15 protein-coding genes and 1 CRISPR repeat array are annotated in these 15,872 nt (G+C 35.8%); of the genes, 8 read left to right on the top strand and 7 right to left on the bottom strand.

Going from position 1 to position 15,872, the window contains the following annotated elements; translation table 11 throughout:
- Window positions 1-240 (top strand): hypothetical protein (locus CIB29_RS19080; protein WP_207653084.1); only part of this gene is annotated, 240 nt, incomplete at its 5' end.
- 233 nt (window positions 241-473) lie between these two features.
- On the opposite strand, the gene CIB29_RS01310 is transcribed toward CIB29_RS19080, so the two are convergent.
- The 6 genes from CIB29_RS01310 to CIB29_RS01285 form a co-directional block, all read right to left on the bottom strand.
- Complete coding sequence (locus CIB29_RS01310; protein WP_094545994.1) at window positions 474-1,601, bottom strand: helix-turn-helix transcriptional regulator; 1,128 nt, start codon at window positions 1,599-1,601, stop codon at window positions 474-476.
- A gap of 102 nt (window positions 1,602-1,703) precedes the next feature.
- Entirely contained in the window at window positions 1,704-2,036 is a 333-nt protein-coding gene (locus CIB29_RS01305) for a hypothetical protein (protein ID WP_094545992.1), read from the bottom strand.
- Between the two features lie 26 nt (window positions 2,037-2,062).
- Window positions 2,063-3,004, bottom strand: coding sequence for an AAA family ATPase (locus tag CIB29_RS01300; protein WP_242965018.1), 942 nt, complete (start codon window positions 3,002-3,004; stop codon window positions 2,063-2,065).
- A 189-nt stretch (window positions 3,005-3,193) separates the two neighbouring features.
- Window positions 3,194-5,521: a DNA translocase FtsK gene (locus CIB29_RS01295; protein ID WP_094545990.1), complete on the bottom strand. Its 2,328-nt coding sequence runs from the start codon at window positions 5,519-5,521 to the stop codon at window positions 3,194-3,196.
- Between the two features lie 161 nt (window positions 5,522-5,682).
- A complete protein-coding gene (locus CIB29_RS01290; RefSeq protein WP_198543694.1) occupies window positions 5,683-6,009 on the bottom strand; it encodes a carbohydrate-binding protein in 327 nt (108 codons plus the stop codon).
- Window positions 6,010-6,206: 197 nt separating this feature from the next.
- Window positions 6,207-6,821, bottom strand: coding sequence for a DNA-3-methyladenine glycosylase (locus CIB29_RS01285; protein ID WP_094545988.1), 615 nt, complete (start codon window positions 6,819-6,821; stop codon window positions 6,207-6,209).
- Between the two features lie 266 nt (window positions 6,822-7,087).
- Between CIB29_RS01285 and cas10 the strand changes: the two genes are divergently transcribed.
- From cas10 to CIB29_RS01250, 7 genes are all read left to right on the top strand, one after another.
- Window positions 7,088-9,421, top strand: coding sequence for a type III-A CRISPR-associated protein Cas10/Csm1 (gene cas10, locus CIB29_RS01280; protein WP_157910175.1), 2,334 nt, complete (start codon window positions 7,088-7,090; stop codon window positions 9,419-9,421).
- Window positions 9,414-9,965, top strand: a complete 552-nt coding sequence (csm2, locus tag CIB29_RS01275; RefSeq protein ID WP_094545984.1) for a type III-A CRISPR-associated protein Csm2 — start codon at window positions 9,414-9,416, stop codon at window positions 9,963-9,965. The genes cas10 and csm2 overlap by 8 nt, the downstream gene beginning before the upstream one ends.
- A 4-nt stretch (window positions 9,966-9,969) precedes the next feature.
- Entirely contained in the window at window positions 9,970-10,620 is a 651-nt protein-coding gene (gene csm3 / locus CIB29_RS01270; RefSeq protein ID WP_094545982.1) for a type III-A CRISPR-associated RAMP protein Csm3, read from the top strand.
- 28 nt (window positions 10,621-10,648) lie between these two features.
- A complete protein-coding gene (locus tag CIB29_RS01265) occupies window positions 10,649-11,542 on the top strand; it encodes a hypothetical protein (protein ID WP_094545980.1) in 894 nt (297 codons plus the stop codon).
- On the top strand, window positions 11,511-12,737 hold the full coding sequence (gene csm5, locus CIB29_RS01260; protein ID WP_094545978.1) for a type III-A CRISPR-associated RAMP protein Csm5: 1,227 nt from the start codon (window positions 11,511-11,513) through the stop codon (window positions 12,735-12,737). Before CIB29_RS01265 ends, csm5 begins: the two co-directional genes overlap by 32 nt.
- A gap of 9 nt (window positions 12,738-12,746) precedes the next feature.
- A complete protein-coding gene (gene cas6, locus CIB29_RS01255; RefSeq protein ID WP_094545976.1) occupies window positions 12,747-13,505 on the top strand; it encodes a CRISPR-associated endoribonuclease Cas6 in 759 nt (252 codons plus the stop codon).
- A gap of 158 nt (window positions 13,506-13,663) precedes the next feature.
- Window positions 13,664-14,085: direct repeats of the CRISPR family, unit length 30 nt; unit sequence GTTTTTATAGCTCCTATGAGGAAGGAAAAC.
- Window positions 14,086-14,286: 201 nt separating this feature from the next.
- Window positions 14,287-14,667, top strand: coding sequence for a hypothetical protein (locus CIB29_RS01250; RefSeq protein WP_157910174.1), 381 nt, complete (start codon window positions 14,287-14,289; stop codon window positions 14,665-14,667).
- Between the two features lie 321 nt (window positions 14,668-14,988).
- Here the strand turns inward: CIB29_RS01250 and CIB29_RS01245 are convergent, their stop codons facing one another.
- Complete coding sequence (locus CIB29_RS01245) at window positions 14,989-15,849, bottom strand: YckD family protein (protein WP_094545972.1); 861 nt, start codon at window positions 15,847-15,849, stop codon at window positions 14,989-14,991.
- Window positions 15,850-15,872: the final 23 nt, after the last annotated feature.

The following is a 15,872-nucleotide window of genomic DNA, read 5'->3' as shown; positions in this document are numbered from 1 at the left end:
CACAGGCCTATATTAAAACACAACAATCAGCTTAATCATTTTCTCTATATAAATAAATCAAAAAATGATATAGCAGTAGTCACCGGACCTGTGGAGTTTGTGGGTAACCCGCTGCTTTTAGGGGTGTGGGTAACCTGTGTGCAAAGTGTTGGCAACATGCTTTTCGTTGTCAATGCTTTGTGCACAGGTTATCCATGCCCCGGGCGGGTTATCCATAAACTCCATAGGTCTATTAGATAGTGCCTCGCCATTCAGGAACATGCCATGGCACATTCCTTCTTCGTGCAAATCTTCAGTATTTAAATCTCAAAGTGCAACATTACAATTTTTGTTATTATTGGTAGCTCAACTTCATGTTTTCATAGAACTTTTGACACTACCTTAAATTTTGGTTACAACCGTAACTAATCTTATTATATAATGCCATAGCCGATATATCATTTACAAAATTATAGTATTATCCCCTGTAAATATTATATTTTTTTATCTTTAGTAAATTTCATTTTGTATTCAAAAGGTTTCATTCTGGCATATTGTTCAAACTTTTTAACAAACCGGCTGTAATTCAAATATCCAACTTTATTAGCTATCTCATTCAACTTCATATCTGTCTGTTCCAGCAAATGTTTTGCTTCTTCAATCCTCAGTTTATGCAGATACTCATTAATGCCCATCCCATACGTTTTTGCAAATATCTGTCCAAGATAGACAGAATTTATATAAAAGTGTTCTGCGATCTCCTTAATAGTAATGCTCTCACAAAAATGACTTTTTATATAAAGTTCTATTTCATATAAAATTCCTTTTGATTTGTTATTCCTTAATTCAGATACATATTGAACGATATACATACAATAATTCTTTAGAATCTTTATCATTTCTTCTATAGTTAGATATTTTTGTGATATTCTTTTTATATCACACATGCTTAAAAGCTTTGAATAATCTCTGTCGGTCTCCTCAATTAAATGTATGCTTTTATAAACTACATTTATAATAAGCATTTTCAATATATCGGGTGAAATTTGCTTATGGCAAAATTCTTCTTTAACAGTTCTGATAACTTCATTAGCTTTCTTTTCATCGGCATTGGCTAATGCTTCAAATAATTTTTCAACAAGCTGAACTTTTTCAAATTCAAAATTAATAGATCTATCTTTAACGTGTTCATAAATAATGGGACCGGAACTATTCATAAATACTTTGAATTTCATTGCTTCTAAAGCTGCTGTATAAGCATCTTTAATTTGCAGTATACTAGATACTCCATGACTAATACTCATATTGATGTCTGAATTGTAAAGGCTTTTAATGGTGTGATATATGCCATATGCAAAGTTATAGATTTCACTCTTAGCATTAGTACTTTTTTCTATCCCTAAAACAACACCATTCGAGCTTACGTTAACACTAAAAAAAAATACATCTTCTCTTGATCCGATATATTGTTCTATGCTTTCTATCACATTCGTCGTACTGTTAGTATTAGCTTTACTTTCTATTTCAATAAGAACATAATACCATTCTTTATTGTGAAAATTTCTGCAAAACTTTTGTTTCAGAATAAGGCAATAGTTAAAGGCAATAGGGACGGTTCTCATTGTTAAGATTTGCTAACAGCAGTTTTATTAATACCTGTTATCCTAAAATATATCCAGAACAGACATAACTTCTAATTTCCCTAGCTCTGTTCAAGTAATCTATCAATAAGAACCGTCCCCTCTGTCATGATTAAACAGATTGTTTGTAAGAAAGTTGCCGGCATAAAAATTTGTTTTAATATATGGATATAAAAAAACATCTTCATTATATACATCCAGTGAGTAGTTTAACACTTCTCCCCTCACAGCCTGTCTCTTTTCAATCTGTTCCACATATTTATATCTAAGAACGGTTATGATGAGCAATAACAGAGATACCAGCGGTAAAAATAACATGGCATAGGATATCATGTAAAGAACCTGCTCTCCGCTGTATAAGGCTGAAAGGAAGAAGGCAGCGAATATAATAAAATATATTAGATTTCTCTTGACCATTACAACCTCCAATTTTCACCTTTGTCTCAATCCATTATCGGGACTTTTGTTGCATTTAGTATTGACTCAAGCACAGTGATTGAATCGATATCCTTCAGGCTTGCTTCGGGTTTAAGGATCATCCTGTGTGCCAGGACAGGTAAAACCATAAGTTTAACATCATCGGGTATCACATAATCTCTGCCCTGGTATAATGCCCACGCCTGGGAAGCGTGCAAAAGGGCCAGGGATCCTCTTGGACTTACGCCTAAAGCAACATCGTTGTGATTTCGTGTAGATCTCACGATATGAATAATATATTGATGAATTGATTCATCCACATGAATGTCCTTTACCTGCTGCTGAATGGAAATAATTGAATCAGCATCCGCAACAGAATTTAGCTGATCTAACGGATTATTGCTGCGGAAACGGCTTAGAATCCCCATTTCCTCTTGAAAAGTAGGATAACCGATTTTAATTTTCATAAAAAATCTGTCCAGTTGAGCTTCCGGCAAAGGGAAGGTTCCAACATATTCAATGGGATTTTGGGTTGCCAGTACCATAAACGGTAAAGAGAGCTTATAAGTATTTCCATCCACCGTAACCTGCTTTTCTTCCATTACCTCCAGTAAGCTGGATTGGGTTTTAGGTGATGTCCTGTTAATCTCATCAGCCAGAAGAATGTTTGTCATCACTGCACCGGGATGAAAACGGAACTCTCCTGTCTTTGGGTCGTAGATGGTCAATCCGGTAATATCTGTGGGCAAGATATCCGGGGTAAATTGTATTCTTTTGAAATCCAGGTTTAATGATCTTGCAAGGGATGAAACCATTGTTGTTTTTCCTACCCCCGGTACATCCTCGATTAAAACATGTCCTCCGCAAATTAAAGAAATTACCATAAGTTCTATAGAACGACGTTTGCCGACAATTACCTTTTCAACATTATCGATTATTTTTGATAATATCTCTGTATTTCTGTTCACCAAAACACCTCCAAAATATGTTAATTATGCAAAAATATTTATATGGAATACACTAAATATTTTACATGACTGGTCAGGGCTTCGACATGGGGACAGTTCCTCAGTCGCATGAAAAGCCCATTCGACAGACGAACCGTCCCCAAGTCGCAGCCCTTCTTACATGCTTTTATATAAAATCTTTAATATATTTTATATATTCATTTCGTCCCATTCGGCCTTTGTGATAAGCACCTGCCTTGGTTTGCTTCCTTCATAGCCGCTCACTATCCCTCGTGCTTCCATTTGATCAAGGATCCTTGCCGCTCTTGAATAGCCAATTTTAAATTTCCGCTGCAGCAAAGATGCTGAAGCCTGTCCATGTTCTATGGACATTTCTATAGCCTGAGGCAGTAATTCATCTTCATTCTCAGAATCGGATTTTGATGACTCGGTCTGACTGTTTATTGTTTCTAAAATATCCTCGTCATAATTGGCAGCAACATTAGATTTAATATGCGATACAATAGCTTCTACTTCCTTATCAGATACAAATGCCCCCTGTACCCTGATTGGTTTAGGTTCTCCCATGGGGTTAAACAGCATATCCCCTTTCCCAAGAAGTTTTTCTGCACCGGCCATATCCAGAATAGTACGGGAATCAACCTGGGAGGATACTGCAAAGGATATCCGGGACGGGATATTGGCCTTTATCAAGCCGGTTATAACATCCACCGAAGGTCTCTGGGTAGCTATCACAAGGTGCATTCCCGCAGCTCTCGCCATCTGGGCCAACCGGCAGATGGAATCCTCTACCTCATTTGGAGCTACCATCATCAAATCGGCCAATTCATCTATGATAATGACGATTTGCGGGATTATATCTTCCTCTCCCTTCTCCTTTAACAGCGCATTGTAGCCTTTCAAATCCCTTACGTTGTTATCGGCAAACAGCTTATAACGGTTGGTCATTTCCTGTACTGCCCAATTTAAGGCCCCTGCTGCTTTTTTAGGGTCGGTTACCACCGGAATAAGAAGATGCGGTATACCATTGTAAATTCCCAATTCTACCACTTTTGGGTCTACCATAATCAATCTTACTTCTGAAGGTTTTGCCTTATAAAGTATACTTGCAATCAAAGTATTAATACATACGCTTTTTCCTGACCCCGTAGCCCCTGCAATAAGAAGATGGGGCATTCTTGCTATATCGGCCACCATATTATTGCCGGCAATATCTTTTCCTACAGCAAAAGCAAGCTTGGACGGATGATTGCGAAATTCCTTTGACTCTATTACTTCCCGTAAAAATACAGGAACAACTTCTTCATTAGGAACTTCAATCCCTATCGCCGCTTTTCCCGGAATAGGAGCTTCTATCCTTACTCCTTTTGCTGCAAGACTTAATGCTATATCATCCGACAGATTTACAATTTTGCTAACTTTTACTCCTGCATTGGGCTGAAGCTCATAGCGTGTTACCGATGGCCCCTGGCTGATATTAATCACCTTAACCCCTACACCAAAACTGGCTAATGTCTCTACTAATTTTTTTGCATTAGATTCAATTTTTCCCCTCATAAAATCCCGGTCTATTTTTGTATGATTTGCATTCAGCAGTTCCACAGGAGGGTAAACGTCTTCATTTTCAGGTCCTGCTTTTTTTCTTACAGTAATTGCCCGAATTTTTGGTTTCATTTTGTGAAACGGCTTGTTATCTGTTTTTACTTGTTTAGGTATTTCTACTTTTAATATAGTACATTTTGAATCTTCTGTTGAATCTTGCTCAAATAGCTCAAAACTATCCTCCTCTGTTTCATCCCCGATCATATTCTCATCTTCTGTTTCTTCATACTCCATTAAGCCACTATTGTTATCATTTATATCTCCATTATCCTCCAGGCTTTCATCCACGGTTATTTCCTGAACTTCCAATTCCGGAACCTGAGTTGGATTTTCACTGTTTTCTGACCCGGCAACTTTGTTCTCCTCAACATTTTGAATCTCACCAACCTCACTATCCACCTGTTCTTCTTTTGGCTTCGCCGGAGGATTGATTGGTTCAAAAGGCGAACGGTAAGGAATAAATTTTCTTTCCTCAACAATAGGTTGATAATAAGCCGTTTTCATATCCTCTTTGGTATTACGTTGAATATCCTCGTCAGACCAGTTAAAATTCCTTTTATCAAGTTTTATTAATTTGCGGGACTTTATTTTGGGCCTGTTGATATGCACCTTTTGTTCTATGTCCCTAGTTCCTTTTGATAATGTCAAGCGCTTAGTAGAACACCTTTCTTTTTTCTTAGAATGAATGGTTATGTATAAAAATACTGCTATCAAGCCAATCATTCCGACTACTTCCCAAAAAAAGATCATTAAGAATTTACCGGTAGAAAAACCCGAAAAGTATAGGCTTATAACTGCAAAAACAGCAAGTATAATGAATATATTGCGTACTGCTTTTGTATTTGACTTTTTTCCGGCATTTTTATATCTGGAATATTTAGAAGAATTATATCTTTGTAAGCGTTCTGTTTTCATAACGATCCAGGTACCTTTCTAAACAAATTCCTATCTATATTACATCATTTAATATATCATATTTTAAAAAATTTTCCAATGCCTTATGTATACATTAATAAAGATATAAATAAAAAGCTCCAGTAAAGATACTTTTTACCAGAGCCTTAATTTTCTATTTTTTAATGCTGTTGATATGGGGTTGCTAAAACGTAATTCCTGCCATAGTTGTTATCCCAATTGTTTGCACAGTCCTTAAAACAGAAATTTACCGTCTCCCCTGTCGGCTGAACATGAACGGTTGCTTCAAATTTATTAGGTCCTATTTTTTCCATTTTAACATCCTGTACGTTAAAGAAATTTTCTCCCTCCCCAATATGGAGGTAAACATGTGCTGCGCCTGCTTGTGCTAATAATCCGTCATAAGTGATTTTTAAATTATCCCCATTTCTTACGTTTACAGGGTCTACTATAATTCCATTCTTTTCATAAGGCTGCTTCATAGACATATCATCTCCCCTTTTTATTGATCTAAAAATTATGTCAATCTCGTGAAATCTTTCATTTAAGATTACATAAAATTCAGATGCATCACTTATAGTATGATAATCTATGGGAATTAATATTCAAGTCAATTAATACAAAACAAATAAATATTCAGCTTTAAAAGTAAATTTTAGTCGAGCGTACAATAAGAATAAAATTTTTATTTTTTTGAAACATACTTATTGCCTTCTATATAAAACCTCCATGGAAAATGCATAGCTTCTTCTGCATAATCAATATTGATTCTTGGTGATGTTGCAATGTAAAATTCTTCATTTTTATCGTTTTCAGTGATATAGAGTACATCACCGCACAAATCCTGCCCATAGTGTTTCATTGCAATTCCTAACGCTATACAAAGTTTCCCCGGTCCGTTTGAAATATTAATTCTGGATCTTTTATCAAGGGCTTCATAATCCTTGTTATACCTGTTCCTGGCCATGAAATCTTCTCCCGCAACAGGTTCTACTGCCCTTATCAGGACGGCACAAGGATTGCCTTCCGGTTCGGTGACTACATTCATACACTGGTACATTCCGTAAATATTAAAAACATAAGCGTATCCCGGCGGACCAAACATCACCTTATTCCTCTCTGTTATCTTCCCGCCATAGGAATGGGCTGCCTTATCCCCAGGCCCTTTATAGGCTTCCACCTCTACAATTTTTCCGATTAATTTTTGACTACCAATCTCGTGGACAAGATACTTTCCCAGCAAATCTCCTGCCACTTCAAGCGTATCCCGGTTATAAAAATCTCTGGTGAGTTTTTTCATTTGTATCTCTGACTACCTCTCTATCAGAAAATATATTATTGTTAAAAAATCTACGGAAGTACACTTGTTCTCATTATATATGACAACTTTATACAGCGTCAACATTTTTAAAGAATATGAAAATATTTACTGGTTTTCCACTTGTTTTTACAGTCATTTTATACTATAATTTTACAATGGTAGCACTTTCGCTTATTTTTATAAAAACTTGCCCTGCTTTTGCAATATACGGATGACAAATATTAATGACCTTAGGGGGAATAAAGTTGAGGATCGATATGAAAAACATAATGGCCGCCGCCGGTCTTTTGCACGATATTGGAAAGTTGATTAGAAGAGGCGGAGGCTTCGGAACCCATCATTACAATTCATATAGCTTTATAAAACAAATCTTTGAAAACTCCTGCATATATTCTGACAAGGAAGTTGATTACATTGCTAAACTAGCCCGTTTTCATCATGATAGCCAAGATGATCCCATTGACATTGAAAACGGAAAGAAAAATATCTATCTAAATATGCTTCGATATTCCGATGGCGACTCTGCGTCGGAACGAAAGGAATATACCGGTGAAAATGAACCCAGCGTGGAGACAGAACCTCTGTCAAGCATCCTCTCGGCGGTTAACAGCGCCTTTCTTAATGATGCGGTCATTCAGGACATACTGGTGTATTATCCGTCGGAACTTTATCCGTTTCATCCTCCGGAGAAACATGACGGAAGAGAAAAAACCCCGAATTTGGCAAGAAATGTGTTAGATAAATTCACCGACGAGGTAAAATACGAATTAAAAAGAAGTACAACAAAAGAACAGTTTATTTTATCTTTAAATTTTCTGCTTAAGAAATACACTTCTTTTGTCACTTCTTCCGGCAAAGAAGATATAAGGGATATATCACTGTACCACCATTCCTTTACAACCGCAGCCTTTGCGGTGTGCCGGCTGCTTGATTATGAGCAATTCGGAAACCGAAAGGAACAAACGTACATGCTTTTAACAGGAAGGATATACGGTATTCAGGAGTATATATTTGACAATATAAATAAAAATATAGAAAAACCATTAAAAAGAATATTTACACGTTCTTCCCTCATATCAGTATTAAACACAATAATACCATACCAAATTACCAGAGAACTTACTTTATATCCATTCAATATCATTTTCAGCGGCGGGGGAACTTTTTCAATAGTTTTGCCACAGGTATATAAAGATAAAGCAGAAGAAATTCTTGAAAATATAAAGTTGGACATTAGTAAGTTGTTTGAAAATAAAATTTATCTGGAATATGTATTAAAAGAATTCAAAATAAGAGAAGACCAAAACCTTTACTCTTTTGAAAAATATTTCAAAGAAGCCTCATACCAATTGAACAGCAAAAAATACAACAGGACTGTTGACTACTTGCTCTTTGACAACAGTGGACCTTATTATGTGTGCAAAAACTGCGGGATTAATACAAAAAAGCAAGGAATATGCACTGTTTGCGATATTGAAAACAAATGGATGGATATTCTTTTGGAGCACTTTAAAGTAGACTATCAAAAAACTGATATCCAAAATCTCCTGGAACCTTGCAGTCTTTTGCCTGAAACAGACAATCAACCATGTATATACTTTGATTACGCTTTTGCTCATGAAGATACCGGACAAATCATGGATATAAAACAGACAGGTAAAACCAGAATAAAAAAAACGGAGGACATGTGCAAAAACTGTTATGATAGAGACAGCTGTGATACCAAAGGGTATGAAGGGGATATAAGCTTAAATTGTCTTGCCGGCCTAAGCAAAAATGACCCTATGATGGCAACAGCAAAATTGGATGTGGACGACCTTGGCTTTCTTCTTTATGAGGTATACCCCTTTGAAAAATTTGACAAAATGTATCCTTTTTCAATTTCAAGATTATCGTATATATCCGATACCTTAGATTCATTTTTTACAACTTATTTAAAAAAGTTGATAGAAACACTATACGGTAATTCCGTACTGATATTGTACAGCGGTGGTGACGACATCCTTCTTACCGGAAAATGGGAAGACGTTATTAAAGCAGTAATTCAAATAGAAAGAGATTTTGGAAAATTTATAGCACGCTCAGATAACCAAAGAGAAATAACCTTATCTGCCAGTATAGTTTTTCATAGGTCAAACCGGCCGTTTAATGCGGTTATGAATAAAGTTACAGAAAATATGGATATTGTCAAAAAACATAAAGACGGTGTCATCATATCCGACTGTGTTTTAACATATCAGAATCTGAATTCGGCATTAATCAAAAGTAATGAACTGGCAAACCGGGTTGACAACCATGATATTTCGAGAAAATTATTATTTGATATGCTTAAATTGATTAATATGACAAATCAAGAAAGAAAAAGTGCCATAGCGGTAGCCAAAAAAGCCGCACTTTTCAATTATTATATGGAAAGAAATGTAATATCCAAAGAAGATTTATCCACTGAAAAAAAAGAGCATATCAGAAGCAGTTTGTACGACCTTGTCAATGTTGGCGCGGACAGTCTGGATTTCAGCAGGTTAGTGCTGGAGCTTGCAATAAGAAAAACAAAAGTGAGGAGTGAAGAGAATGAGTAAACCATATCAAAAAACAACAAATACCAAAAATGACCATTCCAAAATTCAAAATATGCAATCTGAAAGTATCCTGCCAGAAGACTTAAAAAAAGAGATAAACGATGGCTTTTTGGCAGACGGCATTTTAAAAGAAAACCTTGTGAATTTAATTGAAAACTATGCAAAAATATTAAGGAACAGTGATATTACCCAGAGCAGCATAAGAAATATCTACGACTCATTTAAAAGCCTTCAAATGCGGCTGCAGCAGGAATTTGTAAAAAATATACAAAACAATCTTGAAGATCTTGACATGAAAGAAACTGAAGCAGACGCCTACAGGCGGATTTCACCTATGATAAGGCTCATGAAAAACAAATCTTTTTATGCAATTGAAAAGAAAAAAAACGATCTAAAAAAGAACGATGAAAAAAACAAAAAAAATTATGACAGTTTGAAAGATTTTATTGAAATAGCCGTGAATAACGTAAAATCCAAAAAAGACTACGACGCATTTATGGACCTGTTTGAATGTATTGTGGCTAACTTAAAGAAAGGAGAGTAAAACGATGAAACTTATTAAGATAAAAAACATTAAAAAGATTATGAGAGTTAAAAGCGGTATCAGAATTGTGGGCAGTGATGAAGAAATAAGAATCGGAGGAGTGGATAATTCAATCATCAAGGACCCTTTAACCGGTTACCCTTATATTCCTGGTTCTTCCATTAAGGGAAATTTGCGGTCAGTGCTTGAAATAGCCAAAGGATACACAAAACCGTGTGATTGTGGTAAATGTACAATCTGCAAACTTTTTGGCAAAGCAAATAATAAAGAAACAGAAAATATAAGAGAACAGACAAGAATAATCGTAAGAGACGCTTTTATGACAGAAAAAAGCAAAAGGATTATCAACGAAGTACTGCCCTTTGGAGTTGAGATAAAAAAAGAAAATACAATAGACAGGGTCAAAGGAACTGCAAAACCGAGAACATTTGACAGGATACCGGCAGGGGTTGAATTCGAGGTAAATATTGCCCTCAAATTATTTGAAAAAGACACGGAAGAAGACTTGTTAAAGGCGCTTAATCTTGCTTTTAAGCTGGTGGAATACAATTATATCGGAGGTTCGGGCAGCAGGGGATACGGGCAGGTTGAATTCATTGACGGCGGGGAATGGGAATTTGACGTAGCCGCTGAAGTACTGCAATGTCTTTCATAAAATTTTCATAAAATGAAGAGGTGCAAAAATGATTTATAGGACAGACTTTAAGATAAACTCGCTGAATGTAAGGTTAATATCCCCTGTCATTTTTGGAAATATCGTTAAGACCTATTTTGATATTATGGATCAAAATGAAGTTTTATTACAACTGCAAAAATTGTTAAACTCAAATACGCTTATAAGCGACATGCTTCTTTTGAATCAATTGCCCGTTAATAGCTTCAATGCCGAAACCTTCCACGGCCAATCCGATGTAATAAGGGAAAAAAGAAAACATTACAGGGAATGGAAGAAAAACAGCCGGTTCCATTGCTCCCTCGGCGAAATAGAGAACATAAGACCGAGGACACAAATTAACAGAAAAACAGGGACGGTTGATGAAGGGTACTTATTTAATGAAACAAATTATATATACGATAGAAACAAGACATACTGTTTTTACGTATACACGAAAGACAAAAAAGTAGTTGACCTTATGGAAACAGCTTTAAAAGTGATAGAACTAACCGGTATGGGGACAGATATTTCAATCGGGACCGGGAAAATAGATTTTATAAAAACAGAAACAGGCAGAATATTTAAAGAAGACAAACAAATGCTGGCCCTGTTTGATAATGGAAATGAAGGATATCAACTGAATCTGGCATCCACAATATTTTTCAAACAGGTAATGGATGACGTCAAATTTATAAAATACAAAACATTGAGATATGACGGCAAATCTCTGAAAATTGTAAAACCTCCGTACTTCTACGCTGACAGAGGATGTATAATAAAATGCAAAAGTGCACGACCGTATATATCGGAGTACATACAAGATAATCAAAAAATTTTTATATATACATGTGTGTTTCCATTAAAGATTAATAGACCGGAGGGAAAAAGCGATGGATATAACCCCCTCAATCAACAGATATAAAATTGAACTTGAAATCCTATCCCCTGCATGTGTGAGCGGAAGCAAGGAAATTTCATACCAAAGTCATGAATATTTCATCCATGAAGGCAGGTTGTATTTTGTTTCAACAGAAGATATATTCAATCTTTATGAAAAAGGAATCATAAAAGAAGATGACCTGGACCTCGAATATAAAGAATTAATAGATAAGATCATGAAAAATGCCTATGCCAAAAAATATTTGCGAAGTGCCAGGCTTGACATGGAAATAGCAAACAAGCTGGAACTAAAGAAATTTGGGTACATTAAAAAGATTAACATGGATGAAGGCTCTCATGAAGAAAGGCCTGTTATTTTCGGCACAACCGTCAAAGGAATGCTTCGTTCCGGCTATCTTGCCTATTGGATCCATGACTGCCATTACAGCTATTCCAGAACTGACAGTCATAAATTAAAAAACCAATTAAAATTAGATTCAGTCAAAATAAATCACAAAGAAATAAAGGAAGACATTTTTGCCGATATTTTTGATAAAAATCAATATACAGTGATGATAAACACAAACAACAACGACAAACTTAAGGAAAATTGGATAGGATTGGAAGAATATAATAAAAGTCATTCAAACCAAATAAACGATGCTGAGGTCATAAAGCTGATTTTTAAAAATATTGTATGCCATGACCTTGTCCTTAAAGACGGAGAAATGGCAATTGAAAAAATTATAAAATTTCACAGAAAAAATAATAAAGAAAAAAAGAGTAATCATGATATCCCTCTTTATTTTGAAACACCAACAATTGGAAGTAAATTTACCGGTGAAATATGGTACAAATATGATACATATAATTATGACAAACAGCTTTCAATTATTTCTATTGAAAACAGCTGTGATGAAAACACTCCTGTGGAAGAATGTTTTGCAGGACTAAAAAAATTATCTCAAAACATTATTAATGCAGAATATGAAATGTTAAGCAAGACCTCCCTGGGCAACAGGATGAAAGACTTTTTCGAGCAGTTGAAAAAAGAAAATGAAAAAGAGGACCAGTTTGTTTGTAAGACAGGCTATGCAGGTATTTTGTCCAAAACTTTAATGGCCTTTGATAAAACTAAAATCAAAAACCATGACAATTACCTGCCCTACACAATCAATATCGCCCAAAAAGACATGATTCCAACGGGATGGGTAAAAATCAGGTATGAAAGGATATAAAATAATAATATGAGATTAAAGATAGTATTTGAACCTAAAAAGGATATTCTAATCCCCCTGCACTATAACCATATCATACAAAAAGAAATATACAGCCTTCTTGAGGAAAAATATTCAACTTTTTTACATGATGAAGGGTTCAGGTATAATGATAAAAATTTTAAACTTTTTACCTTTTCAAGAATGGTGATAGAAAATAAAGAAATACTGAAAAACTCCATCAGAATCAAACCGGGACACATATATCTTACCATTTCAAGCATCGATGAGAGATTTATATTTGATCTCATTGACGGATTGCTTAAGAAAAAATGCTTTGATTTAAAAGAAGGCAAACTTTGCTTGAAAGGTGTTTATGCAAAAAAAGATTACAAATACAAAAAGATTTCCGGATTAACCATATCGCCGGTAGTTGTGACAAAACCTTCCCAAACAAAAAACATGGCCTTTCACAGTCCACAAGATACGGATTTTATTATAAGTATAAAAAACAATCTGCTTTATAAATATAAAGCCTTTTATAAAGATGATTACTGTGGTAAACTTGATGTGAAAATTTTAGATGAAAACAAAATAAAAAAAGTTGTGTCTTTTTATAAACGCTGGCCCTATGATGCCTATCTCGGCGGATTTATTATAGAAGGAGATGATGAAATAGTAGATATTGCTTACAGTTGTGGAATTGGCAGTAAAAACGCACAAGGCTTCGGATGTATTGAATGTATTTCGGAAATCAACAAAATGGATAAATATGTAAAAATATTTTAATTTTTTTAATTTTTATGTTGTCGACCTCCGGTAATGCAAAAACCCCCGGGGGTCGACAACATTCCCTTTATTGATTTTACAAGGCTTTTAAGATTTTCATTGCAATACCATCCAATATGCAGTAAAATATAAATACAGATTTTATGCTGTTTCCACAGGTTTTTATAGCTCCTATGAGGAAGGAAAACCCTGTAAAGGATTATTCTATGAAAAACTTATCTGGTTTTTATAGCTCCTATGAGGAAGGAAAACATAATAGAATCAATAATGTGGATTTTGTTTTCCAAAGTTTTTATAGCTCCTATGAGGAAGGAAAACTTCTATTCTTATTATATTATTATTTTTATATTTTGGTTTTTATAGCTCCTATGAGGAAGGAAAACGTTCATGTGGTGGAGATAATTCAATAATTTTGTACTGTTTTTATAGCTCCTATGAGGAAGGAAAACCCCCCTTCTCTAACCCATTGAAGCATCTTGTCATATGTTTTTATAGCTCCTATGAGGAAGGAAAACTCGTCATTATCTGCTATATTAAATGCATTCATAAGGTTTTTATAGCTCCTATGAGGAAGGAAAACCTCTGCTTTATCTGGACTTGTAACCAGCGGAATAAGTTTTTATAGCTCCTATGTGGTTTCGGACTGTCCCTATGGTTTCTGGTTTATTTTCCCTATGGTTTATTTTCTATTTTGGTGATTGATTTTTAAAGAATGGAAATGATATAATCATTTGCAAAGGAAAAGTTCGTCGTTTCTTTAAACTTCAAAGAAGGGTGGTTAATGATGACTGACAGGGAATTGCTTGAGCTGATTGCGGTACAAGTAAGTAAAGTTACATCTGATTTAGATGAATTGAAACGTGGACAAGGGAATCTTGAAGAGGGACAAAGAAAGCTTGAAGAAGGACAAAGAAAGCTTGAAGAAGGGCAAAGAAAGCTTGAAGAAGGACAAAGAAAGCTTGAAGAAGGGCAAAGAAAGCTTGAAGAAGGGCAAAGAAAGCTTGAAGAAAGGCAGAAAAAGCTCGAAATGATTATGGAGCAAGAAATAAAGCCTAAAATTGAAGCGCTTTTTGATGGGTGGAAACAGAATTCAGAACAGTTGGAAAGAATAGAAAAAGAAGTGTCCAGGCATGAGGAAATCATTTTGCGCAGGATAAAATGACAATTGCGACTTGGGGACGGTTCCTCAGTCGCATGAAAATCGCATTCGACAGACGAACCGTCCCCAAGTCGCAGCCCTTCTTTCTGCTGAACCGGACTTTTTCAGTGGTTTCGGACTGTCCCTATGGTTTTTTGGTTTTTGATTTTGAGATAAATCTCCTCAAAACTATAGCAACATTGAGGCAGGAGTAAAAAAGAACCTCCTTATTTCGGACCTCGAGGGATACAATCCGAAACAAGGGGTTCAAAAAATTTAATGTATATGGAAAACGCCATGCTGTTTCATTTATTGGGAGTATTTTATTTATGAGCTGTTGACATATCATTGAAAACGGCCTTTTTTCATTCTACCGCCGAAACCCTTTTCAACAGTTGGGAAACCGTTTTCAGCAATATTTTTTTGCATATCATCAATCCTCTGGACGGCAGCGTCTCCTTGTTCCTGGGTCATGAGACCGCTGGTGACCATCTTGTTGACCAATTCTTTTTGCAATTCAGCCATCTTCTGGGAATAATTTGTCAAGTCAGCTTTCTGCTCATCGGTAAATTTGGAAACATCCACTCCAAATAATCCTTTAAAACCCAAACCGCCCATGACACCTTTTCCCATCATCATGCCATTGGTTAAACCATTGCTGTCCAGGTTTTCCAACATATCGTCAATCCGCTGGATGGCGGTATCGCCCTGTACTTTTGTAATTGTACCATTGTCAACCATAGCATTGATGAAATCCTTCTGCGTATCAGCCATCTTCTTCAATGTATCGGTCAAATCGGCCTTTTGCTGGTCGGTAAGTTTGGATGTGTCAATTCTGCCCATGCCAAATTCGCCGCGCTTTTCATGACCGCCGAATCCGCCTTTTCCCATTCCTTTCAGGAAGCCGGTTATGTCCCCGTCCTGAATGGCCTCATCAATTCTCTGGATGGCAGCGTCACCCTGTTCCTTGGTCATTGAACCATTGTCAACCATCCTGTTGATAAATTCCTTCTGCAAATCAGCCATTTTTTTGGCATAATCCGTTAAATCGGCTTTTTGCTGGTCGCTAAGGTTGGATACGTCGATTCCGAAAAATCCTCGCACGGTTTTTGCGACAGGAGTATCCGATGTGGCGGCAAATACTGAAAAAGGTACTATCAGCATCATAACAACCGCCAGGATTGCCAGTATCTTCTTGCTTTTCATCAATTCCACCTCCCTTCATCCTT

Source organism: Petroclostridium xylanilyticum, from assembly GCF_002252565.1.
Classification (GTDB): Bacteria; Bacillota; Clostridia; order SK-Y3; family SK-Y3; genus Petroclostridium; species Petroclostridium xylanilyticum.
Note: the sequence above shows the minus strand (reverse complement) of the source record. Positions and strands in the feature narration are given on the sequence as shown.